The following is a 25,922-nucleotide window of genomic DNA, read 5'->3' as shown; positions in this document are numbered from 1 at the left end:
GCCGCGGTGAGTGGGATTTTGCACTGAGAGTGCACTTGTCTCCGTTTCCTGGGCTGTCTAGCGTCAGACCATGCCTGCCTCATGGACATTCGCCGTGGCCCGTGGCGACCTCGGCCGGACCACCATCGTCGATGGCGCGACCTCCGCTCTGCCCGACGGTGCGGCGCTGCTCCGGGTGGACCGTGTCGGTTTAACCGCCAACAACGTGACCTACGCGGTGCTCGGTGACTCGATGCGCTACTGGCAGTTCTTCCCGCCGGACGCCCGTGGGCTCGGACCGCAGTGGGGGCTCCCGCCGCTGTGGGGCTTCGCCGAGGTGGTCGCGTCGACGGTTCCGGAGATCGCGGAGGGGCAGCGGGTCTACGGCTACCTCCCGCCCGCGGGTCACCTCGTGGTGCGGCCGCAGCGGGTGGACGCGTCCGGGTTCCGCGACGCGAGCGCGCACCGGGCCGAGCTGCCCTCGCCGTACAACGCCTACCGGTCGACGGCCGGCGACCCGGCGTACCGGCCCGAGCAGGAGGATCTGCTGGTCCTGTTCCGGCCGCTGTTCTTCACCTCCTTCATGCTGGCCGACCAGGTCGCCGACAACGGTTTCTACGGCGCGACCTCGCTGGTGATGTCGTCGGCGTCCAGCAAGACCGCCTACGCCACGGCGTTCGAACTGCACGGCCGTGGCCCACGCCTGGTCGGGCTCACCGCACCGGGCAACCTCGCCTTCACCCGCTCACTCGGCTGCTACGACGAGGTCCTCTCCTACGACGACATCGGTGTCCTCGATGTGGCTCCGACCGCCTATCTCGATCTGTCCGGCGCACCGTCGACCCGTACCGCTCTGCGACGACACCTCGGTGGCCAGCTCGTGCGGGACATCGCGGTCGGGCTCACCAACCAGACCCCGAACGCCGACGCCGCCGAGGAGGTGTTCTTCGCGCCGGTCCAGATGCGCAAGCGCAGCCAGGAATGGGGCCGCGAAGGGCTCGACCAACGGTTCACCGAGGCCTGGCAACGGTTCACCGCCGTGGTGAGCGGCTGGCTCGACGTCCGGGTCGGTGCGGGCCCGGAAGCCCTGCGGCACGCGTGGCTCGAGGTCCTCGGCGGCCGTACGCCACCACGGGTGGGTCACGTCGTCCAGTTCTGACTGGTCGATGGCCGACCGGAACCGGTTTACGGGATGATCGCGTCGACGTAGCCGCCGTCGACCCGGACCGCGGCGCCGGTCGTCGCGGAGGCGAGGGGAGAGGCGAGGTAGGTGACCATGTTGGCGATCTCCTCGGGTTCGATCAGCCGCTGAAGCAGGGACTGCGGCCGGTGCTGTCGCATGAACTCCCGCTGCGCCTCGTCCCACGGCAGTTTGTCGCCCATGAGTTCGGAGATGAAGGCCTCGACGCCGCCGGTGTGGGTGGGCCCGGCGAGCACGGAGTTGACCGTCACGCCCGTGCCGGCGGCAGCCTTCGCGAACCCGCGCGAGACGCCGAGCAGTGCCGTCTTGGAGACACCGTAGTGGATCATTTCCGCCGGGATCGCGACCGCCGAGTCGCTGGCGATGTACTGCACGCGTCCCCAGCCGCGTTCCATCATCCGGGGCAGGTAGGCGCGGGTCAGTCGGACGCCGGCCAGGACGTTCACCTCGAAGTAGCGACGCCACTCGTCATCCGAGATCTCCAGCGCGGGAGTGGGGCCGAAGACGCCGAGATTGTTTACGAGAATGTCGACGGCGGGCAGCAGGTCGAGGGTCCGGGCCGTGCCCTCGTCGCTGGCCACGTCGGCATCGACCTCGATCACGTCGGCGCCGGAGACCTCGCTCCGCAACGCCACCGCCGCCTGCTGGACGCTGGCGGCGGTGCGGCCGTTGACCGCCACCCGGGCCCCCGCGCGGGCGAGGCCGGCGGCGATGGCGGCGCCGATCCCCTGGGTCGAACCGGTGACCAGCGCGGTCCTACCGGTGAGATCGATCTGAACCGTCATGGCTGTCCTGTTCGTTTGTGCTTCCCCGGCCACCCCGGGTCGGGGGACCGCTTCCGGCAACCTCGACCGTAACGGTGCCGGCCGAACCCGGCAGCGTGAGCCGGGCGAATCCCGGCAGGCTCGGGACAGCCCGTCCGTCGGATTGGTGTCGGACCTCGCCGCCGAAACTGGCCGCGTCCGGCTCAGAAAATCTATGCCGGACCAGGTAGATATCCTCGGCAAGCCGAGGTAATGTTCTGCGAGTCGACAGCAGAGAGTTGCAAGAACGCAGACGGGCCGCCCGGCCGTGAGGTCACGACGGGCGACGGGATACCGCAGGCGGGGCCAAGGCTGTTTTCGGGGCTCCGCTTGATTTCCGCCGTACGTGTGCGGGGCCATGAAGTCGCGTGGGCTCCGCCACCGGCGGACCGCACGTCAAGAAGGAAACAGCAAGCAGAGGAAAGGGAGGGCGTACACCGTTGGATCGCCCGCCGTTGGCCGTCATGACAGGCCGGGCGGACACCGCAGTTTCCATCGAACGAGAGGTGGTCTCCGGTCACGCATATGCGATCCTCGCACCCGATGCCTGTTCTGAGGGCTGGTGCGGATACGACAAGCCGACGCTCCTGTCGGCAGATGGTGTTCTGACCCGCAAACCCTGGGCCCCGGCGCGTAAGCGCCGGGGCCCTCGACGTGGAGGTGACATGGGGCTGAACCCCGATGACATGTTCGGCGATGAGGACTACCCCGCCTACACCATTGGTCAGGCGGCGGAGATGCTCGGCGCCTCGCAGGACTTCCTGCGCCGGCTGGACGAGGCGAAACTGATCCACCCCCACCGCTCCGCAGGCGGGCACCGCCGCTACTCGCGGTACCAACTCCGCCTGGCCGCCCGGGCCCGGGAGATGGTCGATCAGGGCACGGCCCTGGAGGCCGCCTGCCGGATCATCATCCTCGAAGACCAACTCGAAGAAGCCCTGCGGCAGAACGAGAAGCGGCAGAACGGGACGTAACGGCCGCCTGCCCTCGCCGATGGTCGGCATGACGAGCATGGGCAGGTGCAGTCGAAGATTCGGAACCGGCGGTCCAGGCGCGGTCGGTGGAGACGTCGCCGCGCAGCCTGGCCAACGACTGAGTGATCAGCCGGGAGGCGTGCATCTCGGCGCTGCCGCGTCTGGTCGGCGATCTGTTGCCGGGGTCAAGCTGCCGTGAGAGCGCGGGTTCGGGCCCTGCGCCACCGCGTCCGGCAGCGCGGCGAGGGCGGGGCCTGGATCAGTCCCGCTGATCCGGGTGGTCGCCCGCCACCGTGGTCGGCCGGGTCGGCTTCACCGCGAACGGGTGACGTAGGCGCCGCATGGCCTCCTCGCTGCCGTCGAAGGTCACGTCCGAGCTGTCCAGCCCGTCGGTGGTCGCGTTGGCGAGGAACAACACGGGTCGATCATTGCCGTTCGATGTCATGCACGAGTCCTGTCTTCAACAAGGAGTGAGTCTGGGCCGTCGGCAACTCCTGCCGCACGACCTCGTGACGAACGCGGCGCTCGCACTGGCGCCAGAGCGCGGTGTCTCGATCCCGAACGTAGGCCCGGTGACACCAACACACCGCACCATACCCGGCGTCGCCGTAGGTCATGCGCGGCCACATGCCCTCAGGTGCGCGACCGCCCTCCGCCGCCGGTCGAGTCCGCAGTCAGGCCGGAGTCGGGTGGTCCGATTCGAACCGCGGGCGTGTGAGGAAAGCGAGCTGGGCACGGGTGAGGCCCTGGGCGAGCCGCCGGTCGGGGCTGAGCAGCCGGTGCATCCGCCCGTCGCCCCTGGACGGGGTAGCGTCGGCAGGCTGTCGACGAAGGCGTAGATCTCGCGTACCTGTTCCAGCGTGTGCCACCCCATTCCCCAGAAGGAGTTGCGGGGGCGGGTAACCCAGGCGTGCAGGAGTTCGGCGTGCCGGTCGGGGTCGACGGTCACCGGCGCGCTCTGGCGGATGTCCTCGACGCGTACCCCGGTCTGCGGCTGCGCATCGAGCCGGGCCGGTCGCCAGGATGGGACTACGCGAAACTGAGGCCGTCGGCCCGGGCGCGTTTGAGTTCGGAGAAGGCTCCGCAGCCGGCGAGCAGGCGTGCGCCGTCGAAGACGCGCAGGGCCTCTTCGCCGCGCGGGATCGAACTCAGCACGGGGCCGAAGAAGGCCACGTCGTCGACCACCACCGTCGGGGTGCCGAGGTCCTCGCCCACGAGTTGCTGTGCGCGGGCGGTGCTTGCCCGCATCTGTGGGTCGACGTCGCTCCGATGGGCGGCGTCGGCCAGGTCGAGGGGAAGGCCCGCCTCGGCCAGGGCTGCTGGGATGACGGTGTCGAAGTCCTTGTCGCCGTCGTCGTGGATCCGGCGACCGAGTGCCGGGTACAGACGCGCGAGGGCGGCGGGGCCGTGTTGTTCGGTAGCCGCCACGCACACCCGCGCCGGCCCCCACGCCCGGTCGTTGAATTCGCGGTACCAGGGCTCCAGTTCGCGATGCTCGTTGAGCACCGCGAGGCTCATCACCTCGAACCGCAGGGCTATCGGACGCATCCGCGCCACCTCCAGGAGCCAGCGAGAGGTGATCCAGGCGAACGGACAGGACGGGTCGACGTACGCCGTGACCGATGGAGACGGCGCATCGGCAAATTTTCCTTCCATGGAAGGAAAACTACCTTCCATGGAAGGTAAGATGCAACAGTGGATGACGACCGCATCGCCGAGATCGTTGGTCAGTGGCGCCGTGAACGACCGGACCTCGACCCCAGCCCGCTGCTGATCATCGGTCGGATCCAGCAGTTGGCCGACGTGCTCGACGCGGCCCTGCGGCCGCCATTTGCCGCAGCGGATCTCGGGAACGGTGAGTTCGACGTGCTCGCGGCGCTGCGCCGCGAGGGTGAGCCGTACACGCTCACGGCCGGGCAGTTGAGCCAACGGATGCTGGTCACCACCGGAGCGGTGACCAAGCGGGTGGATCGGCTGATCGCCCGGGGGCTGGTGTCGCGCTCGGTGCACGAAGCCGACGCGCGCGGCAGAGTGGTCGGGTTGACCCCTGCCGGTGTCGCGTTGATCGACCGGCTCATCGAGGAACATCTGGCCAACGAGGCGGCCATCCTCCGTGGCCTCACCGACAGCGACCGCAGAGCACTTGAGCGCCTACTGGCGACGTTGGCTCGAACCGTGGGTTCCTGATTTTCCGGGCTCGGGATGAGTAGCGGACGTTCATCTGGTCCACGTACTTCTTCCAGGTCCTGATGGACAAGGGGCTCAAGTGTGAGCTGTAGATTTTCTGACCGGTTGTAGGTCGGGATTACGACGGACAGTTACTCGCCCTCTCCTTCTCCTGCGGGACATCTCGTGGCAGGCGAGCAACGCGAACGCCGCGGCCGTCAGCAGGCCGCCGAACAACGGGATGACGCGCACCTCGGCCATCGTCAGCAGGCCGGCGCCGATGAACGAGCCGGCCGCGAGGCCGAAGTTGAACGCGACGCTGAGGCTGGCCGACGCCATGTCGGTGGTCGACGGGGCCACCTGCATGATGCGGTGCTGGATTCCCGCGATCAGCGAGCTGAACGACATCCCCGCCAGGGCGAGCAACGGGATCGTCAATGCCTTGCTCGCGCCAACCGCGTAGAGGCCGAGCATCGCGGCGGTAATGAGCCCGAGTAGACCCAGCACGACACCGAGCGGAAACCGGTCCAGGACCCGGCCGACCGCCCAGGTGCCGACGACGCCGAACGAGCCTTGGATGAAGAGCAGCATGCCGAGAGATGCTGCGGCGAACCCGCTGACGTCGAGGAGGAAGACGGTCATGTAGGTGAACGCGCCCATGGCGCCGGTGACCGCGAGGATGGTGGCGACGAGAAGCACTACGAAGCGGTGCCGATCCGGCGTTGGTCCGATGTCCCCCGCGCTCTGTTGCGGTTCGACGCTCGGCAGGAGCAGGGCGACCGCGATACAAGTGAGGAAACCGAGGACGGCCATCGCGACGAAGGCGGCCCGCCACCCGGCCTGCCCGCCCAACCAGGTGCCCAGTGGCACGCCGAGGACCGGGCCGAGAGCGTTACCGATCGACAGCCGGGCCACGATGCGGCCTCGGATGTTCGCGGGGAACATCGAGATCGCTACGGGGAACACCACCGCCCAGAAGACACCGTTGGTGGTGGCGGACAACAGCCGCGCGGCGAGCAACACCTGATAGGAGGTTGCGAAGGCCGACACCGCCGTCGCCGCGGCGAACACACCGAGGGAGCCGGCGAGCAGCGGGCGCCGGGGCACTCGCCGAGTGACCCGGGTAAGCGGGAGCGCCACAATCATGACCACCACGGCGTACCCGGTCACCAGCAGACCGGCCTCGGACCTGGAGCGTCCCAGGTCCGGTGCGATCAGCGTAAGCAACCCGATCGGAAGCACCTCGGTGGTGACGTAACAGAAAGTGGCGGCGGACAGCGCGGCGAGGGCATAGACCGCGCGCCGTTGGTGCGCCATTGGCTACCTCCCAGTTCCTGAACGAGGTGTAGCAGGAAGCCGCCACGGAAGCGGTAGGCAGTGGACACCCGATCGTCTCGATGGCGCTACTCAGTCGCAGTGCGCTCGCCTGATTCCGGCTAAGGCATGTTTGACGGTAGCATGTGGTCACCGCATGTTCCTCCCGTAATCAAGCGGCGAAACTATCGCCGACTGCCAGTCGGGTGCGGGGGTGCCACAGTGGTCGCAAGTCCAGTTAGGCGCGTTGCCATCGACCCGCGCTCAGTGGCCCTGGATTGAACAGATCACAACCTCTGTGGACGGTCTAGATGGTAGCCTTCTGGGTATGCCACTCGACGTGTGTCAGCTGCCGTTGGTCGGCGGGCACACGGCACTCGATCTGGTCAACACCCTCGAGCGAGGGGGCAGTTCGCCTCACGACTTCCTGTCCGACGGTTCCGCGTTGCTGCGCTGGTCGGTCCGGGTGGGGATGATCATCGATGTGGAGGCGGACCAGGTTGGCCGGGCGTGGCGCGAGGAGCCCGCGTCGGCGCACGCGGGACTGGCAGCCGTGCGGGACATCCGTGAAGGGCTGTACCTCGTGATGCTTGCGGTAATCGCTGACGCGGACGGTGGTACGGCGGGTGACCCTGTCGCGGCCGGCGCCGCGCTGGTCGCACTACATCAGCGCTGGTCCGGCGCGGCTGCCCGAGCAAGATTCGTGCTCGATTCGTCGCGGGTACGGCTGGCCTACGGCACGGTGCCGGCCATGTTGTTGCCCGACCGGATAGCCGAGGCCGCCCTCGACGTCATGCTGGCGGCCGACCTGACCCGGGTGCGCCGTTGCCCGGTGCTCGAAGGTGGCTGCGGCTGGCTGTTCCTCGATCAGAGCCGCAACGGTTCCCGTCGCTGGTGCCGCATGGCCGACTGCGGCAACGCGGTCAAGGCGCGACGGCTCACCGAGCGTCGCCGTGCCGCCCGGCCACCACGCTCGTAGGCAGTCGACGACGAGGAAAGCCTCTTCGAGGGCCCAGAGGTAGCGCTGCCGGACACGCGGTCACCGCTGGGACGGTCGTCGTTCCCGCGGATCCCGGGCAAGCCTCGACGCAAACGCAGTCGCTGCCTCAACGACGAGTCTTCACATCTTGGCAGCGGCGCGCGCCTCCGCTACGGTCCATGGGAACGCTCCCATAAACTTAGCAACATCTATGTGATCAGGAGGCAACACGCCGTGCCTACCCTCTCCTCGCTCCGCCGCAGATCGGCAGCCATCAGTGTGGCGGCCATCGCGGGCACCGCCGCCGCCAGCGTCTGCCTTGCCGTCGGCGGCGCCTCCGCCGGCGCGGTGTCCGGATCGCTCTACCGCGACCCGAGCTCGGCAGTTGTCCGTTGGGTCGCCGCCAACCCCGGCGACTCGCGTACCGCCGTCATCCGCGACAAGATCGCGAGTCAGCCGCAGGCCCGCTGGTTCGCCAACTTCAACCCGTCGACAGTCCAGTCCGAGGTCTCCGGATTCGTCGGCGCTGCCAACGCGGCGCAGCAGATCCCGGTGCTGGCGGTGTACGAAATAACCAACCGGGACTGCGGCGGGGCCAGCGCCGGTGGGGCTCCGGACCTCAACCAGTACCAGACGTGGGTGTCCAACTTCGCCAGAGGACTCGGCAACCAGACGGTCATGATCATCCTGGAAACCGACTCGCTCGCCCTGCAGACATGTTTGAGCGGCGACGAGATCAACGCACGCAACCAGGCGATCACGACGGCCACCCGGACCATCAAGTCGGCCAACCCCAACGCCAAGGTGTACCTCGACGGCGGCCACTCCACCTGGAACAGCGCGGGTGAGCAGGCCAACCGGCTCCGCGCGGCCGGCGTCCAGTACGCCGACGGCTTTTTCACAAACGTGTCGAACTTCAACTCCACCTCCGGCGAGGCGAACTTCGGCCGGGCGATCATCGCCGCCCTCGCCGGCATGGGCATCCCGGGCAAGCGCCAGGTCATCGACACCAGCCGTAACGGGGGCGCCAGCGGGGACTGGTGCGCCGACGACAACACCGACCGGCGCATCGGGTTGTACCCGACTACCAACACCGGCGACTACAACATCGACGCGTACCTCTGGGTGAAGCCGCCGGGGGAGGCGGACGGCTGCCGCTTCACGGCCGGTTCGTTCCAGCCCGACCTTGCCTTCAGCCTGGCCAACGGCGCGCCCAATCCGCCCGCAACCACGCCGCCGACCACCGCGCCCCCGACCACCGCGCCGCCGACCACAACCCCGCCGACGACCGCGCCGCCGACCACAGCTCCCCCCACCACGCCGCCACCGACGGGTAACGGCTGCTCCGCGTCGGTGTCGGTCAACCAGTGGTCCGGCGGCTTCACCGCGAGCGTGACGGTCACCGCCGGCTCCGCGGACATGAACGGCTGGACCGTGACCATCGCGCTGCCCGGCGGCGCCGCGGTCACCAGCACCTGGAACGCCCAGGCCAGCGGCACCAGCGGAACCGTCCGGTTCACCAACGTCAGCTACAACGGACGCGTCGGCGCCGGGCAGTCGACCAACTTCGGCTTCCAGGGCACCGGCACCGGCCCGGGCGCGACGGCCACCTGCGCGGTCAATTAACCCCACCCAATGCCACGGCCCGGCGCGGAGGAACCACTCTCCGCGCCGGGCCCGTCCCTGCCGGACCACCATCGGCGCGCCAACCGACTACGACGCCTGGGCGCCTACTCCGACAATGCGTGGGACTACGCCGCGATTGCCGAGATGTCCGGTGGGTACTGGCATCCCGTCGATACCTGCGCGACGGGACCGGACAGTGGTCCCGCGGTGGTGGCGGGTGCCGGCGGGCGCATACACAAACTGTCCAACGTGTACGTCGCGGCCGCCTCGCTGATGCCGGTGATCCCACGGGCCAACACCCACCTGACCACTGTCCCGCTCACCGCTCGCCTGGCGGAGTCCATCGGGTGAGGGAGGGGACGGGATCGACCTGAGGGCCGAGGTGGCGACGGTGGGGCCGGCGTGGCGGGCGATCGACGGCGTCGACCGCCCGCCGGAGAGGGGATGACCAGGTGCGTACGAGGGCCGTTCCGGTGTTCGTCGTCTTCCTGCTCAACGGGATCATCGCCGGCTCGTGGGCGGCGCGTATGCCTAGCCTCGCCGAACAGATCGGCGCCAGCCCGGGGGTGCTCGGTCTAGTCCTGCTCGGCGCGAGCGTCGGGCTGGCGGCGGCGGCCTCGGTCGCGGGCCGGTTGTGCGCCCGCTTCGGCGCCCGGGTGATGATCCTGGTGTCGGCCGTCGCGGCCGGGAGCCTGCTGCCCGTCCTCGCGCTGGTCACCTCGCCGGTACAACTCGCCCTCGTCCTGGTCCTGCTCGGCGCGTCCTTCGGCGTGTTCGACGTGTCGATAAACGTCGCCGCCGTGACCGTCATCCGCCGCGCGGACCGGCCCCTCATGCCGGTCTTCCACGCCGGCTTCAGCTTCGGCGCGCTGGGTGGCTCGCTGGCCGCCGCGGTCGCCGCCGGGCACCGCGTGGACCTGCTTCGTTACTTCACCCTGGTCGCGCTCGTGTCGCTGGCCGTGACCGCCGTCGTGATCCGGTTCGTGCCGACCGCGGAGCCGGCCACCGGCGCCCTCCGTGAGCGCGGCGGGCTCGACCGGAGCATGCTGCGCCGCCCGGTCCTGTGGCTGCTGGGCAGCGTCGCGTTCATCTCCGCCGTCGTCGAGGGGTCCAACGGCGACTGGTCGGCGTTGTTCGCGGTCCGGGAGCGGGGCATGTCCGAGGCGGCCGGCGCCATCATGTACTCCGTTTTCTGCCTCGCCATGGGAGTGGTCCGGCTCTTCGGCGAACGGATCCAACGCCGCTTCGGCGCCATCCGGATCCTGGTAGCCGGCTCGCTGCTCGCCGGGATCGGTCTGCTGATGGCGGCCATCGTGCCGGTGGCCTGGCTCACCTACGCCGGGTACGTGCTGGCCGGCGGCGGCGTGGCGTTCGCCTTCCCGGTGGTGATCGAGTTGGCCGGTGCCGTCGGCCGGCGCAGCGACGGCACCGGCGGCGAGCGGGAGATCGGGTTCGTCACGACCATCGCCTACTCGGGGTTCCTCATCGGTCCGCCCATGATCGGCGGGGTGGCGGAACTGACGAACCTGTCGGTCGCCGTCGGGTTCATCGGGGTCGTCGCGATGCTCATGGTGCCGGCCGCACTCGCCGCGGCCGCCGCCCGCCGCCGCGAGGACCGCGGCCGGCGCACGCAGACCGAACCCCCTCGGGACTACGCGCACACCGAAAATCGCGGATAGGAGCACGACGACACGTCCTTTTCGCCCGCATCCGTCCCATCGGCTCGGAAGGAATCGACACGAGCCACCCCCGGTCCAGCCCGCCGTCCCACCATGTCCACCAAGATCAACGGGGGCCACACGGAGGCTGCTCCAGCGGATGCCAACCGGTGCCAACGCGGATCACTGCGGCCGACCGCCGTTCGTAACCCGGGGTTCGGGTGCTCGGGTGTGGTCCTGGGCTGGGAGAACGGCGGTCCGGATGACGTGGGTGAATGTGGGCCACTCCCTGCCAGCCCAGGTGAACCCCAGGTCGCTAGACTGGGCCCTCGCGCCCTCGTAGCTCAGGGGATAGAGCATCGGTTTCCTAAACCGTGTGTCGCAGGTTCGAATCCTGCCGGGGGCACCAGGTCAGAGCCTTGATCACCGATCACCGATCACCGATCACCGTTCCGCCCGCGGGCGGTGCAGAATCACCTGGTCGCCGCGTCCCTCTCAATCGACGAGGGAGATCCGGTGCCGAGGCGGCGCAGTGAAAGGCGACCAGGAACAGTCGACACCGCTCATCCGGCACCCAGCTCGACCGGCTGAGGTAGATCGACTCGGTGTCGCCGATATCGGGCCATCCGGCCGCCCGGGACACCCCGACATCGCTGACATCGAGTCGATCACCGTGAACGAGGCTCACCACAGCGACCACCGTCCGAGAGGAGGCGGCGGGGCTGCGTCCATGGCGGGGACTGGGCCGGGGGCGGCACTGCATGCGCGTTGGCTGCCGCGCCTGGTGCCGTACCCGTGCTGGCCGGTGGAGTGGGTGACCGGCCGGCAGGCCCGAACAATCATGACCCGCTTCCCGGGCTGGATCCGATGAGCATCTTGCGACGACCAAAAAGGTCTGGTGAGGGCCAGGGGGACCGGGCGAAAATGCCTGGCCATCAGGACGGCACAGATGCGCGGGTTTTCCTGCATGGCGCCGGGCTGGTGATCAAGCGCGCCGGTGGCAGTTTGTCTCGAGCAACGACCGTAGCCGCGCGGGATCGCCGGTCACCAGGCCGCGCTTGGGCAGCACGAGTACCGCTGCACCAAGCCGCTCAGACGCGCGCAGAACGAACGACTTTTCCGTCTCGACATACCGCAGGTATTGGGACCAGGCGGCTGTTTCGCTTCGGCTTGCGCTGGTGAGACGTAGCCCGGTGTCATCCACGGTGGCTCGGATGGGCTCGGACAGCCAGGGATTCCCGCGCATCAGCAGCCGTACCTGCCAGCGATAGATCCAGCGGGCGGAGACCATGAACCGAAACAGCAGCAGGCCGAGCCCGAGGCCGACGAGAGCCACCATGGCGACGGCTGCGACGTCGGCCGCCGACATGGCGCGGGGGCCGCCAGAAGAGATGAGCCCGGGGAGGAGCCCGACGAGCGCGGCGACGATGAGTACCGGGATCAGCCAGGGACGCCGGACATGGCGCCGGTGGGCGACGAAGCCGTCGAGCCAGTCGTCCTTGGTGAGGGTGTAGCTGAGTTCGACCGGGCCGACGGTGACCTGCTCGGATGACATGGCAGGGCAGTGTATTCCCAGCGTCCCGTCCGTCTGGCGGATGGGTATGCCTGGTCGGCTGACAACTGGGCCCTCGCGTTCGACGGTCGGGCGACAGAAGCGTGGGCTGCGGAAACACCCGCGGCCCACGCTTCCGGCGACGCCGGGGACGTGCTGACCGCTCAGAAGAACTTGTACATCTCCGCGGAGGCGGCCTCGGTCTCGTTGGCGGGCGGCGCGGTCACCGTCACCTTTTCGCCGAAGTTGCTCATACGCATGTCGGTGACCAGGTCACCCACCGTCTTCGTGGCAACCGTGTAGGACAGTGCGGTGAGGCGGCCGTCGGCGTCGACAGTCGCTTCGAACGGGACCGCCTTCGGGTCCTTCGCCAGCTTCGCCGTCGACTCCAGGCCCTCGCGCATGCCGCCATCGGAACTGGCGGCCTCAGCCGCCTTGCTCAGGTCGGCAGTGCCGGTGTAACGGCCGTCGCCCACCTCCTGCGCGGACACGACGCCGCCGATGATGCCGGTCTGCGCCTTGAGGTCGAAGGACTGGCGCAGCGAGCTGGTCGGCTTGAGCTTGCTGAGGTCGATCTTCATCCACGGCTTCTCGCCCTCGAGCGAGTCCGACTTGATGTAGGCGGCGTCGCCGATCAGCCGGGCCTCCATCGGCTCCGGGGCGTTGCCGGTGACCTGGACCGCCCGGGAGGCGGGGTCCATCTTTCCGCTGAGCGTGATCGACTGGGTGCCGGCCTTGATCGAGGCGTCCAGGGTGACCGTGTCGGCGAGGCTGCGATCCATGGCCTGCCGGATGGCGGTGACCGGGTCCGCTTTGGACGTTGCGGGCGCGGTGGAGTCGCCGGTGGAGTTGGTGCCACAGCCGGCCACGAGGGCGACGGCCAGGGCGATCGAAAGGGTTGGGATCAGTCGACGCATAGACGTGACCCTAACGGGCCGCCGCTGGCCGATTGCCGCCGGCATCACCCCCATCGCGATGCTGGGGTGCAGTCAGCCGCCGATGCTGATCGGTCGCGCGGGCCCCGAGCCCCGCACGGCCGGAACGCCGCCAACGGGAAGGCTGGAGCTGGCCGGCGGGCACAACGAATTCACCCTTATCTCTGTAACGAGAATCTGCGTAAATGCGCTGCGCCTTTCCAGCCGAGCCCATTCCCACTGGTGGGAATAGGCTCCGACGTATCGGGGCCGGCACCACTCAGGCTCGCCCGTGCCTGGTCGGACGCGGATCGAGGGGGCCGCGTCCGGCGTTGGCACAGGTCAGACCGACGGTAGCTGCTCGGCCCTGGTGAGCACGTGGTCGATCAGGCCGTACTCCAGGGCCTGTTCGGCCGTGAACCAGCGGTCCCGGTCCCAGTCCCGCTGGATCTCGTCCAGCGTCCGTCCACTGTGCTGTGCAATCAGCTCCTGCATGGTCCGCTTCACGTGCAGCATGTTCTCCGCCTGGATGGTGATGTCCGCGGCGGTGCCGCCCATCCCGCCGGATGGCTGGTGCATCATCACCCGCGAGTGCGGCAGCGCGTACCGCTTGCCGGCCGCGCCGGCGCACAGCAGGAACTGCCCCATCGAACCGGCGAACCCCAGTGCCAGCGTGGCCACATCGTTGCGGACGTAGCGCATCGTGTCGTAGACGGCCATCCCGGCGCTCACCGAGCCGCCCGGCGAGTTGATGTAGAGGTAGATGTCCCGCTCGGCGTCCTCGGCGGCGAGCAGCAGGATCTGCGCGCAGATCTGGTTGGCCGATTCCTCGGTCACCTCGGTGCCGAGGAAGACGATGCGCTCCCGCAGCAGCCGCTCGAACACCTGGTCACCGAAGGACGGCTGCCCGCCGTCCAGCATCCGTACACCATTGTCGATCATTCGTAGCCGCCCTCCGCCGTGCCGGCTGGGCGGTGGGACCGCCCGGTGGACCGGCCCGTCCAGCGTGCGCGCGGCGATGGTGGCTGGCCCAGGGATTCTGCCGGCGGCAGATCCGCCGACGGCAGAACCGGCGCGGCCTACGCGGCGGTCAGCCGCCGCGCACCCGCCCGGGCCTGCGGGCCACCCGACAGAGCTGCGGTACGCGGACCGGGGTGGGAGCCACCGCTGGTGGCCAACGCGCCGACGCGCAGGACCGACGTGCTCTCCGCTGGCCCCCGGTGCAGGACCAGCCCGCCGGTACGCGGGCCCACCAGCAGGGTCGCGTTGCCGGTGTCGCGCCGGGTCACCTCGACCCGCTCCAGTCGGGTCAGCATCGCCCGCGGCGCGGCCGGCAGGCGGGGCTCGACCCGGCGCATGTCGTCACGGGCCTCCCCGAGCAGGTCGGAGAGGCTGATGCCGAGCGCCCGGCAGATCGCCGCGAGCACCTCCGAGGAGGCTTCCTTGCGGCCCCGCTCCACCTCGGAGAGGTAGGGCACGGAGACGCCGGCCGACTGGGCCAGGTCGCGCAGCGTGCGGCCCTGGCGCTGACGGTGGCGGCGCAGCACACCGCCAATCACTCGTCGCAGCAACGACATGCCGGCCTCACTCTCGCTGTCGTCGTCGGAAGCACAACCCCATCATGCCCGTCGCCGGCCGTCCGGACCGACCCGTGCAGGCCCGCACCGTCGAATCGGCGCGGGCCCGACACCTCAGCGGTACAGGTGGGTGTGCCAGGCGGCCGGTTCGGCCACCAGCGTGACCGCCGGAAACAGCGCCCGGGTGCCGCCGGCCGGAAGCAGTGCGCTGTCATCGATCGTCACGTTCGCCCCGTTCACGTCGTAGACGGTCAGCGACTCGTTGCCGTTCTGTCCACCGAACCGCGCCGGGTGCCCGTCGACAGTGGTGTTCGGGTTGACGTATGCCTTGTCGGCGGGATCGGTGATGTGGCGGTACCGGGAGACGCCGACGGTCAGTGTCCGTGCCCGCTGCCGGCCGGGGTCGGTACCGGGCTCCGCGGTCCAGGTCCATCCGGCGTACCAGCCCCGGGGCTCGTCCAGTGACTCGCTCACGTCGACGGTGATGAGCCCGAGGTCGGCCGGCACGCCCGTTACCGCCGCCGGCATCGGGACGGGGCCCGTGTCGAACCGCAGCCCACGGGCCACCTGCACCGCAACGCTCGGTGCATCCGGTCCCACCCCGAACACCCGAACCTGCACCCAGCCCTTCGGGGCGTACTCCCAGCGCAGAATCGCCTCCGGCTTCTCGGCACCGGAATAGTTGGTGAAGACGCTGGGCCCGCCGTTCAGTTCGGGACCGGCGCTGGTGCCAGTCGCGGTGGCGGGTTGCCCGCTGTCCCGCTGGGGGGCGGACGGCTGTACGCCTTTCTGGAGGAGCGAGACCGCCACGAACTGCCGCTGGTCGTCGGTGCGGCCGTTGGACGCGCTTAGGTGCACGCCGGGACCGGAGAGGAGCAGCCCGGCCTGGTACTGGAGATTGCGCAACCCGTCCGGCAGCCAACCGAATCGGACGTACACCTGCTGTGGGTCAACCGTGGTGAGCGCGACCGGCAGGCCGGTCTCGCCGCCGGCCGGCGCCGCACCGATCGGGGCGGTGGCCGGTGGCCGGTCCGGGATCAGCAGGTCCGGGACGGTGAGCCCGCCGACGGTCAGCGCCGCCACCAGCAGCGCCGCACCGAGCCCCTGAGCGCGGCGGCGCTGCCGCCGCGCGGTGGTCATCGCACGGCCCACGTCCAACAGCGCGGAGGGTCGCTCCGCCGATTCGATCTCGGCCAGCATCAGGTCGCCAATCTGGCGTTCATCCAGCATCGTCGCTCCTCTCAGTTGCCGGTCAGGCTGGGGGTCAGCAGGGCGCGCAGGGTGGCCAGACCTTTGGCGGTCTGACTCTTGACGGTCCCGGTCGTGCAGCCCATGACCCGCGCGGTCTCGTCGACGCTGAGGTCCTGGAAGTACCGCAGGACCAGCACCGCGCGTTGACGCGGGGGTACCTGGCGCAACGCGCCGACCAGGGTGATCCGGTCGGTCGGGTCGGTGGCGGTCGTCGACACGTCGGGCAGTGCGGTGCCGAGCCGTACCCGGGACCAGCGCAACCGCCGTTCGTCGATCAGCCGTCGCAGCAGCATGGTGCGGACCAGCGCGTCCAGGTGGTCGGCCTGCCGCATTCGGCTCCAGGAGCGGTACAGCTCGGTGAGCACCCGTTGCAGGATGTCGTCGCCCCGGTCCCAGTCCCCGCACATCAGGTACGCGGTCCGCCGCCACTGGACCATCCGGGATCTCACGTACTCGGTGTATTCGTCGTCGGCCTCGGCTCGCCGTCCGCCGCTCGTCGTCACGAGGGTCGCGCCCCCTCCGTCTGCCGGCCTGCACCGGTTCGTCGTTGTCGTCAGGTAGTCGGGTGCGGGCCAGGGGTCGGTTGTCCGCTGCGCGACCCGGACGTGCGGTGTACGGCCTACCGGCTATGTTGTGGGCGTGCAGGTGACAGTGGTGGAGCGGGTCCGAGGGTGATCCATTTTCCTGCGCAGCGACGGGGTCCGCTGAGCGCGCTGAGCCTGCGGCTGGCCGCCGCGCTGGGCCTGGTCCTGGCCGTGGTCAGCGCGGTCTACCTGGGCCGGGACGGCTACCGCGACGTCAACGAGGACGGCCTGACGCTGCTCGACTGCTTCTACTACGCGGTCGTCTCGCTCTCCACCACCGGCTACGGGGACATCACCCCGGCCGCGCCGTCGGCCCGGCTGGTCAACGTCCTCTTCGTCACGCCCGCCCGGGTGCTCTTCCTGATCATCCTGGTCGGTACCACCCTGGAAGTCCTGACCGAGCAGTACCGGACCGGCCGTCGCCTGTCGCGGTGGAGGAGAACCGTGAAGGACCACGTCATCATCTGTGGCTACGGCACCAAGGGCCGCAGCGCGGTCTCCGCCCTGATGGAGAACGGCCTCGACCGGTCGAGAATCGTGGTGGTGGAGCGCAGCAGCGCCGCACTGCGGCAGGCCACCTCGGCCGGGCTGGTCGCGATCGAGGGCTCGGCGACCCGGTCGTCCGTACTCAACGAGGCGCACGTCCGGCACGCGAAGGCAGTGATCATCGCTACCGACAGTGACGACGCCTCGGTGCTGGTCGCGCTGACCGTGCGGCAGCTCACCGCCGGTCAGGTCCGCATCATCGCCGCTGCCCGGGAGGCGGAGAATGCCCCGCTGCTCAAGCAGAGCGGTGCGCACCACGTGATCGTCTCCTCGGCCACCGCCGGTCGGCTGCTCGGTCTCTCGACCTCGGCGCCGCCGCTCATCGACGTGGTGGAGGATCTGCTCACCCCCGGGCAGGGCATGGCGCTGGCGATGCGGTCGGCGGAGCGGGACGAGGTGGGTCGTTCGCCGCGTGAGCTGGAGTCGCTGGTGATCGCGCTGGTCCGGCGGGGCAAGGTGGTCAGCCTGGCCGACCGGGCCGGCGCGGTGATCGAGACCGGCGACATGCTGGTGCACGTCCGCGACGACCGCCCGCAGTCGACCTCAGCGATCTGAGCAGCGGCTCAGCACTGGTCGTCGGGCGACCCGTCGGAACAGATCGCCACGCTGCAGTTGAGCGCCGCACCGGTGGCCCGCCGGAGCAGTAGGTAGAGCGTCTCCCGCTCGTCCGACTCCAGCGCCCCCAACACCTCGTTCTCGGCGCCGGCGAGGGCGCATTCGGCCTCGCTGAGGCGTTTTGCCCCGTCTTCGGTGAGTTCGACGACGTGCCGGCGACGATCCTCGGGCGAGCGTCGCCGCTCGATCAGCTGCTTCGCCTCCAGGTCGTTGAGCAGCCCGACGATGTTGGTGCCGTCCATCTCCAGGGTGCTCGCGAGCGCCTGTTGGCTGGTTCCGCCGCCGTCCCGCAGCACGGTGAGCGCGACCAGGTGCCGCGGGCGTAGGCCCAGCGGTGCCAGCACCGACTCCGACCGCAGCCGCATCCGCCGGGCCAGGTGGTCCAGCAGCGCGCCCGAACGGTGCTCCGAGGGGTCGAGCGGCGCGGCGGACATGTGAGCCAGTCTACCGAGCCGGAGGAACATCGGCCTGCTATAAATAGTTGGTGCCTCACATACGATCCCTGGAGGGGGAACAATGAACCTGCTGCATATCGATTCGAGCATCCGTGGTGACTGGTCCGTCAGTCGGCGGCTCACCGCCCGCGCTGTCGCCGTCTGGCAGGCCGCGCACCCCGGCGGCAAGGTGACGTACCGAGATCTGGGCGCCGAGCCGCTGCCGCACCTGGACGCGGCGGGTGGCCTGGCGCGGATGACGCCCGCCGACCAGCACACCCCGGCGCAGCGTGAGTCCTGGGAGCTCAGCGAGCGGCTGGTCGACGAGGTGAAGCAGGCCGACGTGGTGCTGCTCGGGCTGCCGCTCTACAACTACGGCGCGCCCAGCAGCGTCAAGTCCTGGGTCGACCACCTGATCGTCCCGGGCCTGGCGTACGACCCGACAACCCAGGAGGGCCTGCTCGGCGGGCGGGAGTTCGTCGTGCTGGCCACCCGTGGTGGTGGCTACGGCGAGGGCACGCCCCGCAACGGCTGGGACCACGCGGAGCCGTGGCTTCCGCACGGCCTCTCGCTGACCGGCATGGAGCCGCGCTTCATCAGCGCCGAGCTGACCCTCGCGCCCACGGTCCCGGCGATGGCCGAGCTGATCCCGCTGCACGAGGCGAGCCTCGCGGCGGCCGAGAAGGAAATCGACAACCTCTGGCTGCCGGCCTCCGCGCAGCGCTGAGCAGGACCTCCCGTCTGGACGGTGGCTGGCCGTTCCACACCGAAAGGCCAGCCACCTCCGACCGATGATGTTGGGGCTGTGCGTTTCGACCCCGAGGCCGAGTGAAGACCCTCTATTTGGAGCTTCTTTCGCGCAGTGATGCTTGCTACGGTGTGGCGGCTTGGAACTGTCAATGAGGTCGCCGCAGCGAGTGCTCAGCGCGGTGTCGTTGGCGCAGGCACGACGGGGGAAACAAATTTTGCACGGGGCCACAGGCTCCTGGCGTCGGTCGTCATCTTCCCGTCCGTTCGGACGCATCTCATCCGGGCCGTTCCGAGCACCTCGTTAATCGGACGACGGGAAACAATCAGTGGCTGAAGTGGCAACATCCGCAGGAGCCCGACGGCGGTGGTACGCCGGTGTCGCGGCGGGCCTCGCTCTCGCGGGCGCGGCGGCGGTCGCACCCGCGACCAGTGCTCACGCCGCCCCCGCCGGGGGCGGCGTGTACGACGCGGCGAGCAGTTCCCAACCGGACCGGTTCAGCAAGCTGCCGAACCTGCACAAGGGGAAGCTCACGCTCCCAGAGCCGGGCGCCAAGGGCCCGAGGTTCCAGTCCGGAACGGGTGCCTCTCCGAAGGTCTTCCAGGGGAGCCTGGCAAGCGCCTCCGAGTTCCCGTACATCGTGGGCATCGTCACGAGTTTCCAGGAGGGTGCGTACTGGTACTGGTACTGGTGCACCGGCACGATCATCGCCCCCAACAAGGTGCTGACGGCCGCGCACTGCACCGCCGACGGGCCCGGCACCACTCGGGTCCTCGCCGGCAAGGACCGCCTGTTCGACAGCAACGGTCAGATCATCGGCGGCAGCGGCTTCGTCGCCGAGGTCGGCTCAACCTGGACCCACCAGGGCTGGAACATCACCCAGCAGTACGCGGACCCCAAGGCACCGATTCTGGACGACGTCTCGGTCCTCACGCTCAAGCAGAACCTGCCCAGCGAGTACAAGCCGGTGGCGCTGAGCGCCCAGGGTGACCAGCGCCCGTACGCGGCTGGCACCTCGGCCCAGATCGCGGGCTACGGCGTCACCTCGTCGAACGACGCCGACCCGGACAGCCGTCTGCGCAAGGCGACCGTCCCGATGCGGTCCAACGCGGACTGCGCGGCTGGCGCGCGCTACCGCGCCGACCGGATGATCTGTGCCGGTTCGGGCACCGACACCACGCCGAGCAGCGACACCTGCGCGGGCGACTCGGGCGGCCCGCTGCTCGTCAACGGGGTCCAGGTCGGTATCACCGACTGGGGCTTCGAGCCGTGCGGATCCTCCCCGGGCTACTACGAGCGGCTGAGCTACTACAGCAACGCCATCAAGGCGGACCTGACCCGGCCGAAGCTGATCAACGCCGACTGGTCCGGCGACGGGCACACCGACCTGATCGGTCGGGACAGCGCAGGCAACCTTCAGCTGTACTACGGCAGCGGCTTCGCCAACGACGGTGCCGGCGGCTTCTACTACAAGCAGAAGATCAACGCGGGGTGGTCCGGCTTCACCCGGGTCTTCCGGGTCTACAACTGGAACGGCGACAACAAGCCGTCCATCATCGCCATGAAGCCGAACGGTGAGCTGTACATCTACAACACCGACGGCGCGGGCAAGTTCGTCGGCGGGGCCCGCAAGATCGGCACCGGGTGGGCGGGTTTCACCGCTCTCATGGTGACGAACAACTGGCTGGGTAACAACCGGCCGAGCCTGATGGTCCGCAGGTCCAACGGCGACCTGATCCGCTACACCAGCAACGGTGCGGGCGGCTGGGAGAACCCGTCGGGCACCCGGATCGGCACCGGCTGGAACGGGTTCAACCTGTTCCTCACCCCGGGCGCCTGGAAGGGTGACGGGCTGGAGGTGCTGATCGGTCGCACCTCGAAGGGCCTGCTGAGGATGTACCAGTCCAACGGCAAGGGGGGCTGGACCAACCCGTCCGGCACCCAGATCGGCAGCGGCTGGGCCAACTACAAGAGCATCATGGTTCCGGGTGACTGGAACGGCGACAACATGATGGATCTGTTGGGCGTCAACAGCAGCAACCAGATGCGCCTCTACACCACAAACGGCCATGGCCAGTGGCTCGACGCGAGCGGCAAGGTGATCTCCGGCGGCTGGGGCGGGTTCAACCCGATCTTCTGATCGAGGGCTGCGCCACCGCGAACGGAAGGGGCCCGCAACCTGATCGGTTGCGGGCCCCTTCTCGTGCCCGGCCGCACTCGGGCGCGGCCGCGAGGGTCAGAGGATGGTCCAGGTGTCGCCGCTGCCCAGCAGGCCGGCGAGCTGCTGCTCGGGCGTCTCGGTGACCTTCGCCTTGGCGGCGGCGAGCTGCTCCTGCACCACGCTGTCGTACGACGGCCGGTCCACCGAGCGGAACACTCCGATCGGGGTGTTGCGCAGGTCCAGGCCGGGCAGCCGGGACAGCGCGAACGCGTACGCCGGGTCGGCCACCGTCGCGTCGTGCACGACGATCTCCTCCGGGCGGACCGAGCTGGTCTCCCGGACCTCCAGGCCGAACCCGCCCGGCGGGTGCACCACGCAGAACCGGCCGTCGGCGCCGAAGGTGATCGGCTGCCCGTGCTCCAGGCGGATCAGGTAGTCGTCCCGGGTCGCCGGATCCTTGAGCTGGTCGAACGCCCCGTCGTTGAAGATGTTGCAGTTCTGGTAGATCTCCACGAACGCGGAGCCCTGGTGCTCGGCGGCGGCCCGCAGCACCGACTGCAGGTGCTTGCGGTCCGAGTCGATGGTCCGGCCGACGAAGCTGGCCTCCGCGCCGAGCGCGAGGGAGAGCGGGTTGAACGGGGCGTCCGCCGAACCGGCCGGGGTCGACTTGGTGACCTTGCCGACCTCGGAGGTGGGCGAGTACTGCCCCTTGGTCAGCCCGTAGATCCGGTTGTTGAACAGCAGGATCTTGAGGTTGACGTTGCGTCGCAGCGCGTGGATCAGGTGGTTGCCGCCGATGGAGAGCGCGTCACCGTCACCGGTGACCACCCAGACCGACAGGTCGGGCCGGGACACCGAGAGACCTGTCGCGATCGCCGGAGCGCGGCCGTGGATCGAGTGCATCCCGTACGTGTTCATGTAGTACGGGAAGCGGGACGAGCAGCCGATGCCGGAGACGAAGACAGTCCGCTCCCGCGGGATGTTCAGCTCCGGCATGAACTGCTGGATGGCCGCCAGGATCGCGTAGTCGCCGCAGCCGGGGCACCAGCGGACCTCCTGGTCGGACTTGAAGTCCTTGGCGGTCAGCTTGAGGGCGACGGGCTCAGACATTCTTCAGCACCTCTTCCAGCGTCGTCTCCAGCTCCGTGGACGTGAACGGCAGGCCGCGGACCTGGTTGTAGCTGATCGCGTCGACCAGGTAGCGGGCCCGGATGACGTGGGCGAGCTGGCCCAGGTTCATCTCCGGGATGACCACCCGGTCGTACGAGCGCAACACCTCGGCCAGGTTGGCGGGCATCGGGGCCAGGTGCCGCAGGTGCGCCTGGGCGATGGACAGGCCACGCTGGCGGAGCTGCCGGCACGCCGCACCGATCGGCCCGTACGTCGAGCCCCAGCCGAGCACCAGCACCCGGGCGTCGCCGTCCGGGTCCTCCACCTCGATGTCCGGCACGGGGATCGTCTCGATCCGGGCTGCGCGGGTGCGGACCATGAAGTCGTGGTTGGCCGGGTCGTAGGAGATGTCGCCGGTCTTGTCGGCCTTCTCCAGGCCGCCGATGCGGTGCTCAAGGCCCGCCGTGCCCGGGATCGCCCACGGCCGCGCCAGGGTCTCGGGGTCGCGCAGGTACGGCAGGAAGGTGGTGCCGTCCTCGCCGTTGGGCTTGGTGGCGAACTCCACCCGCAGGTCGGGCAGCGACTCCACGTCGGGCAGCAGCCACGGCTCCGAGCCGTTGGCGACGTAGTTGTCGGACAGCAGGATCACCGGGGTGCGGTAGGTCAGCGCGATCCGGGCGGCCTCCAGCGCGGCGAAGAAGCAGTCCGACGGCGACCTCGGCGCGATCACCGCGACGGGTGCCTCGCCGTGCCGACCGTAGAGCGCCATGTTGAGGTCGGCCTGCTCGGTCTTGGTGGGCATGCCCGTCGACGGGCCGGCGCGCTGCACGTCCACGATCACCAGCGGCAGCTCCAGCGCCACCGCGAGGGAGATCGTCTCGCTCTTGAGCGCCACGCCGGGGCCACTGGTGGTGGTCACCCCGAGCGACCCGCCGTACGACGCGCCCAGCGCCGCGCCGACCGCGGCGATCTCGTCCTCCGCCTGCATGGTGAGCACGCCGAAGCGCTTGTGCTTGCTCAGCTCATGGAGGATGTCCGACGCTGGCGTGATCGGGTACGCGCCGAGGAAGACCGGCAACCCGGAGCGGACTCCGGCGGCGACCAGACCCAGCGAGAGCGCCGCGTTGCCGGTGATGTTGCGGTAGGTGCCCGGCTTCATCTTCGCCGGCTTGACCTCGTAGCGGACCGCGAAGTCCTCGGTGGTCTCGCCGAAGTTCCAGCCGGCCTTGAAGGCGGCCACGTTCGCCGCGACCAGCTCGGGACGGGCCGCGAACTTGCGCTCCAGGAAGCGCAGCGTCGACTCGTACGGCCGGGAGTACATCCAGGAGAGCAGCCCGAGGGCGAACATGTTCTTCGACCGCTCGGCGTCCTTCTTGGACACGTCGTACGCGGCGAGGGCGCCGACGGTCATCGAGGTCAGCGCCACCGGGTGTACGACGTACCCGGCCAGCGAGTCGTCGTCCAGTGGGCTGGCCTGGTAGCCGACCTTGGCCAGGTTGCGCTTGGTGAACTCGTCGGTGTTGACGATGATGTCCGCGCCGCGGGGCAGGTCGGCCAGGTTGGCCTTGAGCGCCGCCGGGTTCATCGCCACCAGCACGTTGGGCGCGTCGCCCGGGGTGAGGATGTCGTAGTCGGCGAAGTGCACCTGGAAGCTCGACACGCCGGGCAGGGTGCCGGCGGGCGCCCGGATCTCGGCGGGGAAGTTGGGCAGTGTCGAGATGTCGTTGCCGAGCTGCGCCGTCTCCGAGGTGAACCGGTCGCCGGTCAGCTGCATGCCGTCGCCGGAGTCACCGGCGAACCGGATGACCACCCGGTCGAGTTGACGGATCTGCTTGGTCACTGTGCCACCTTCGTTCGCGACTGCGGGGCCCGCAAAACCGGCTCACTCCTCGCGCTCACGCCTGCACCTCGCTTCGCTGCGCGCGGTCGCGCGGGCGGCTGAACATCATGGTGACCTCGCCTTGCCCGGTCACGGGACCTCCTTGACGCAACGCTGCACCGCACCGCTCCAGGCTGGTCCGGTCCGCTGTTGTTCCTCACCTGAGAGCCTACGTCGAACGGACCCCCGACCCTCCCCGGAGGTCCGCCGACTGGGACCGGATCCGGTTGAGAATTGTGGGGTATTGCGGCGTTTCAACCAGCCCGCCGTAATCCAGATCACCGTCGACGTCCCGCCGGCGGCCCTCCCCATGGCGGCGGACGCGCGGTGTGGCTGGTCAGTCGGTGCGGATCGTGGTCGGGTCGGTGAGGCGGCGACGCAGCGAGGTGGTGGCCAGCGTGAGGGCCAGCACCACGAGCAACGCGGAGACCGCGATCAGGGTGATCGCGGTGCGCTGCACCGAGGTCATCCCACCGTCGTCGGCGGAGCCCCCGGCGGGAAGCACGCCCTGCGAGCCGGTGGGCGCGGGCGGGGAGACCACCGGCGTGGCCAGCGCGGCGGCCGCGGTGATCCGGAAACTCATCTGCACCTGTCGGGTCGGGCCGCTGCGGGGGTCGAGTTGCCCGATCACCGCGCCGGACAGCGGCGCATCCCGCTGGGCCTGCGCGGTCGCCTCCAGCGGCAGCCGCAGGTCAGCGGTCCTGCCCGCCGGCACCGGGCCGGTGTCGCACCGGGTGCGGGTGGGGCCGATCGCCACGCAGCCCTCCGGTGGGGCCGGCACGCTCACCCCGGCCGGAAGGATCACCTCGACCCGACCGACCGCGTCCACCGTTCCGGTGTTGCCCAGCCGGACCGAGAGGGTGCTCGCCGCGCCGCTGATGTCGAAGCTCACCTCGTCGGCGGCCAGCGAGATCCCCGGCACCGGTGGACCCGGCGGGAAGAGCACAGCGAAGCCCTGGACGTCTTCCGCCTCGCCGGTGACTCCCGGCGCGTTCGCGGTGACCCGCACGGAGCCGCTGAGTGGCATCCGCTTCCAGGCGGTACCGGCGACCCGCAGCCGGAGCAGGCTGCTGAACCGTGCGCCCGCCTCGGCCGTCCAGGCCCCGCAGCGGTACGCGCCACCACCGGTGGCGGCGCAGCCCTTCGTGCCGGCGTCGGTCAGCCCGGCGGGCAGGGCGTACGAGAGCCGGATCCGCTGGGCGGTGGTGCCGGTGTTCGTCACCGTGACCCGTAGCGCGGTGGCGGTGCTGGCCGCGTTCCAGTACGCGCCGGTGAGGGTGACGTCCTCGGTGGTGACCCGTACGCCCAGCGGGTTCCGCGGCGGCGCCTCCGGGCCCGGTGCCGGCGGACGGACCGGGGGCGTCGACGGCGCTGGCGCCGGGGGCGGCGGCGTGGGGATGGGCGGCCGGTTGCTGCTGCTGCCCGGCGCGGGCGCGGTGGTGGATGGTGCCGGCGGTCGGTCCGGCGCGGTGGTCTGCGGTGCCGGTGGCGTCGTCTCCGGCGGCGGTGCGGTGGTCTCCGGGGCCGGTTCGGTCGGCGCGGGGTCGCCGCCGGGCTCCTCGGTCGGAGTGGGCTCCTCCGCCGGGGTGGTCTCGGGGACGGGCTCGGGCTCGGTCGCCGGATCGCTCCCCACCGCGACCGGGCTGGCGTCCGGCACCGCCGCGCCGGCCCAGGCCGGTGCCACGGCGAGCGCCGCGAGCAGGCCGAGCGCGAGCGAGGTCGCCAGCAGGGGCGCGGGACGCCACCCCGCCGCCCGGGAGCCTGGCGGAACCTGGACGCTGGCCATCTGTCCTCCGGTGACATGGGTGGGGGTCCAGTATTCGGTAACAGTTGCCTTGGAGCACTAGTCCC

The 25,922-nt window shown here is 69.8% G+C and carries 25 protein-coding genes and 1 tRNA gene; 11 read left to right on the top strand and 15 right to left on the bottom strand.

Features of this window, described 5'->3' with window-relative positions; genetic code table 11:
• Window positions 1-70: 70 nt before the first annotated feature.
• On the top strand, window positions 71-1,138 hold the full coding sequence (locus GA0070607_RS09685; protein WP_089017905.1) for a DUF2855 family protein: 1,068 nt from the start codon (window positions 71-73) through the stop codon (window positions 1,136-1,138).
• 26 nt (window positions 1,139-1,164) lie between these two features.
• Here the strand turns inward: GA0070607_RS09685 and GA0070607_RS09680 are convergent, their stop codons facing one another.
• Entirely contained in the window at window positions 1,165-1,965 is an 801-nt protein-coding gene (locus GA0070607_RS09680; RefSeq protein WP_089017904.1) for an SDR family NAD(P)-dependent oxidoreductase, read from the bottom strand.
• Between the two features lie 683 nt (window positions 1,966-2,648).
• On the opposite strand from GA0070607_RS09680, the gene GA0070607_RS09675 reads away from it, so the two are divergent.
• Complete coding sequence (locus GA0070607_RS09675; protein WP_089017903.1) at window positions 2,649-2,957, top strand: helix-turn-helix domain-containing protein; 309 nt, start codon at window positions 2,649-2,651, stop codon at window positions 2,955-2,957.
• Window positions 2,958-3,216: 259 nt separating this feature from the next.
• Here GA0070607_RS09675 and GA0070607_RS32280 read toward each other — a convergent pair whose 3' ends face one another.
• The 3 genes from GA0070607_RS32280 to GA0070607_RS09665 all read right to left on the bottom strand — a co-directional run bounded on the left by GA0070607_RS32280 (window position 3,217) and on the right by GA0070607_RS09665 (window position 4,613).
• Window positions 3,217-3,402, bottom strand: a complete 186-nt coding sequence (locus GA0070607_RS32280; protein WP_157743118.1) for a hypothetical protein — start codon at window positions 3,400-3,402, stop codon at window positions 3,217-3,219.
• Between the two features lie 168 nt (window positions 3,403-3,570).
• Complete coding sequence (locus GA0070607_RS09670; protein WP_231930922.1) at window positions 3,571-3,906, bottom strand: GNAT family N-acetyltransferase; 336 nt, start codon at window positions 3,904-3,906, stop codon at window positions 3,571-3,573.
• An 80-nt stretch (window positions 3,907-3,986) separates the two neighbouring features.
• Window positions 3,987-4,613, bottom strand: a complete 627-nt coding sequence (locus tag GA0070607_RS09665) for a mycothiol-dependent nitroreductase Rv2466c family protein (protein WP_089017902.1) — start codon at window positions 4,611-4,613, stop codon at window positions 3,987-3,989.
• Window positions 4,614-4,652: 39 nt separating this feature from the next.
• Between GA0070607_RS09665 and GA0070607_RS09660 the strand changes: the two genes are divergently transcribed.
• Window positions 4,653-5,144 carry a MarR family winged helix-turn-helix transcriptional regulator gene (locus tag GA0070607_RS09660; RefSeq protein ID WP_089017901.1) on the top strand — a complete coding sequence of 164 codons (492 nt, stop codon included), beginning with the start codon at window positions 4,653-4,655 and terminating at the stop codon, window positions 5,142-5,144.
• Window positions 5,145-5,219: 75 nt separating this feature from the next.
• Here GA0070607_RS09660 and GA0070607_RS09655 read toward each other — a convergent pair whose 3' ends face one another.
• Window positions 5,220-6,440 carry an MFS transporter gene (locus GA0070607_RS09655; RefSeq protein WP_089017900.1) on the bottom strand — a complete coding sequence of 407 codons (1,221 nt, stop codon included), beginning with the start codon at window positions 6,438-6,440 and terminating at the stop codon, window positions 5,220-5,222.
• 325 nt (window positions 6,441-6,765) lie between these two features.
• Here GA0070607_RS09655 and GA0070607_RS09650 point away from each other — a divergent pair, with 325 nt between their 5' ends.
• The 5 genes from GA0070607_RS09650 (at window position 6,766) to GA0070607_RS09630 (ending at window position 11,109) form a co-directional block, all read left to right on the top strand.
• A complete protein-coding gene (locus tag GA0070607_RS09650) occupies window positions 6,766-7,416 on the top strand; it encodes a CGNR zinc finger domain-containing protein (RefSeq protein ID WP_089017899.1) in 651 nt (216 codons plus the stop codon).
• Between the two features lie 234 nt (window positions 7,417-7,650).
• Window positions 7,651-9,042 (top strand): glycoside hydrolase family 6 protein, encoded by a 1,392-nt coding sequence (locus GA0070607_RS09645; RefSeq protein ID WP_089017898.1) that lies wholly within the window; start codon window positions 7,651-7,653, stop codon window positions 9,040-9,042.
• Between the two features lie 9 nt (window positions 9,043-9,051).
• A complete protein-coding gene (locus GA0070607_RS09640) occupies window positions 9,052-9,393 on the top strand; it encodes a GMC oxidoreductase (protein ID WP_089017897.1) in 342 nt (113 codons plus the stop codon).
• Between the two features lie 101 nt (window positions 9,394-9,494).
• Window positions 9,495-10,721, top strand: coding sequence for an MFS transporter (locus GA0070607_RS09635; RefSeq protein WP_089017896.1), 1,227 nt, complete (start codon window positions 9,495-9,497; stop codon window positions 10,719-10,721).
• A gap of 312 nt (window positions 10,722-11,033) precedes the next feature.
• Window positions 11,034-11,109, top strand: a tRNA-Arg gene (locus GA0070607_RS09630).
• Window positions 11,110-11,685: 576 nt separating this feature from the next.
• Here the strand turns inward: GA0070607_RS09630 and GA0070607_RS09625 are convergent.
• The 6 genes from GA0070607_RS09625 to GA0070607_RS09600 form a co-directional block, all read right to left on the bottom strand.
• The gene (locus GA0070607_RS09625; RefSeq protein ID WP_089017895.1) at window positions 11,686-12,255 is read right to left on the bottom strand and encodes a YcxB family protein; all 570 of its coding nucleotides are present in this window, start codon (window positions 12,253-12,255) and stop codon (window positions 11,686-11,688) included.
• Between the two features lie 161 nt (window positions 12,256-12,416).
• Window positions 12,417-13,169, bottom strand: a complete 753-nt coding sequence (locus GA0070607_RS09620; protein ID WP_089017894.1) for a hypothetical protein — start codon at window positions 13,167-13,169, stop codon at window positions 12,417-12,419.
• Window positions 13,170-13,508: 339 nt separating this feature from the next.
• Window positions 13,509-14,108, bottom strand: coding sequence for a ClpP family protease (locus GA0070607_RS09615; RefSeq protein WP_089017893.1), 600 nt, complete (start codon window positions 14,106-14,108; stop codon window positions 13,509-13,511).
• Between the two features lie 137 nt (window positions 14,109-14,245).
• Window positions 14,246-14,743: a helix-turn-helix domain-containing protein gene (locus GA0070607_RS33960; protein ID WP_157743117.1), complete on the bottom strand. Its 498-nt coding sequence runs from the start codon at window positions 14,741-14,743 to the stop codon at window positions 14,246-14,248.
• Window positions 14,744-14,857: 114 nt separating this feature from the next.
• Entirely contained in the window at window positions 14,858-15,973 is a 1,116-nt protein-coding gene (locus GA0070607_RS09605) for a hypothetical protein (RefSeq protein WP_089017892.1), read from the bottom strand.
• A gap of 11 nt (window positions 15,974-15,984) precedes the next feature.
• The gene (locus GA0070607_RS09600; protein WP_231930921.1) at window positions 15,985-16,497 is read right to left on the bottom strand and encodes a SigE family RNA polymerase sigma factor; all 513 of its coding nucleotides are present in this window, start codon (window positions 16,495-16,497) and stop codon (window positions 15,985-15,987) included.
• 168 nt (window positions 16,498-16,665) lie between these two features.
• Here GA0070607_RS09600 and GA0070607_RS09595 point away from each other — a divergent pair, with 168 nt between their 5' ends.
• Window positions 16,666-17,679, top strand: a complete 1,014-nt coding sequence (locus GA0070607_RS09595; protein ID WP_089017891.1) for a potassium channel family protein — start codon at window positions 16,666-16,668, stop codon at window positions 17,677-17,679.
• 8 nt (window positions 17,680-17,687) lie between these two features.
• Here GA0070607_RS09595 and GA0070607_RS09590 read toward each other — a convergent pair whose 3' ends face one another.
• Entirely contained in the window at window positions 17,688-18,173 is a 486-nt protein-coding gene (locus GA0070607_RS09590) for a MarR family winged helix-turn-helix transcriptional regulator (RefSeq protein WP_089017890.1), read from the bottom strand.
• A gap of 82 nt (window positions 18,174-18,255) precedes the next feature.
• Between GA0070607_RS09590 and GA0070607_RS09585 the strand changes: the two genes are divergently transcribed.
• On the top strand, window positions 18,256-18,900 hold the full coding sequence (locus tag GA0070607_RS09585; protein ID WP_089017889.1) for an FMN-dependent NADH-azoreductase: 645 nt from the start codon (window positions 18,256-18,258) through the stop codon (window positions 18,898-18,900).
• A 358-nt stretch (window positions 18,901-19,258) separates the two neighbouring features.
• Entirely contained in the window at window positions 19,259-21,061 is a 1,803-nt protein-coding gene (locus GA0070607_RS09580) for a trypsin-like serine protease (RefSeq protein WP_157743116.1), read from the top strand.
• A gap of 96 nt (window positions 21,062-21,157) precedes the next feature.
• On the opposite strand, the gene GA0070607_RS09575 is transcribed toward GA0070607_RS09580, so the two are convergent.
• The 3 genes from GA0070607_RS09575 to GA0070607_RS09565 form a co-directional block, all read right to left on the bottom strand.
• On the bottom strand, window positions 21,158-22,192 hold the full coding sequence (locus tag GA0070607_RS09575; RefSeq protein WP_089017887.1) for a 2-oxoacid:ferredoxin oxidoreductase subunit beta: 1,035 nt from the start codon (window positions 22,190-22,192) through the stop codon (window positions 21,158-21,160).
• Window positions 22,185-24,032, bottom strand: coding sequence for a 2-oxoacid:acceptor oxidoreductase subunit alpha (locus GA0070607_RS09570; RefSeq protein ID WP_089017886.1), 1,848 nt, complete (start codon window positions 24,030-24,032; stop codon window positions 22,185-22,187). The genes GA0070607_RS09575 and GA0070607_RS09570 overlap by 8 nt, the downstream gene beginning before the upstream one ends.
• A 376-nt stretch (window positions 24,033-24,408) precedes the next feature.
• Window positions 24,409-25,857 carry a hypothetical protein gene (locus GA0070607_RS09565; RefSeq protein WP_089017885.1) on the bottom strand — a complete coding sequence of 483 codons (1,449 nt, stop codon included), beginning with the start codon at window positions 25,855-25,857 and terminating at the stop codon, window positions 24,409-24,411.
• Window positions 25,858-25,922: the final 65 nt, after the last annotated feature.

This window comes from Micromonospora coriariae, from assembly GCF_900091455.1.
GTDB lineage: Bacteria > Actinomycetota > Actinomycetes > Mycobacteriales > Micromonosporaceae > Micromonospora > Micromonospora coriariae.
Note: the sequence above shows the minus strand (reverse complement) of the source record. Positions and strands in the feature narration are given on the sequence as shown.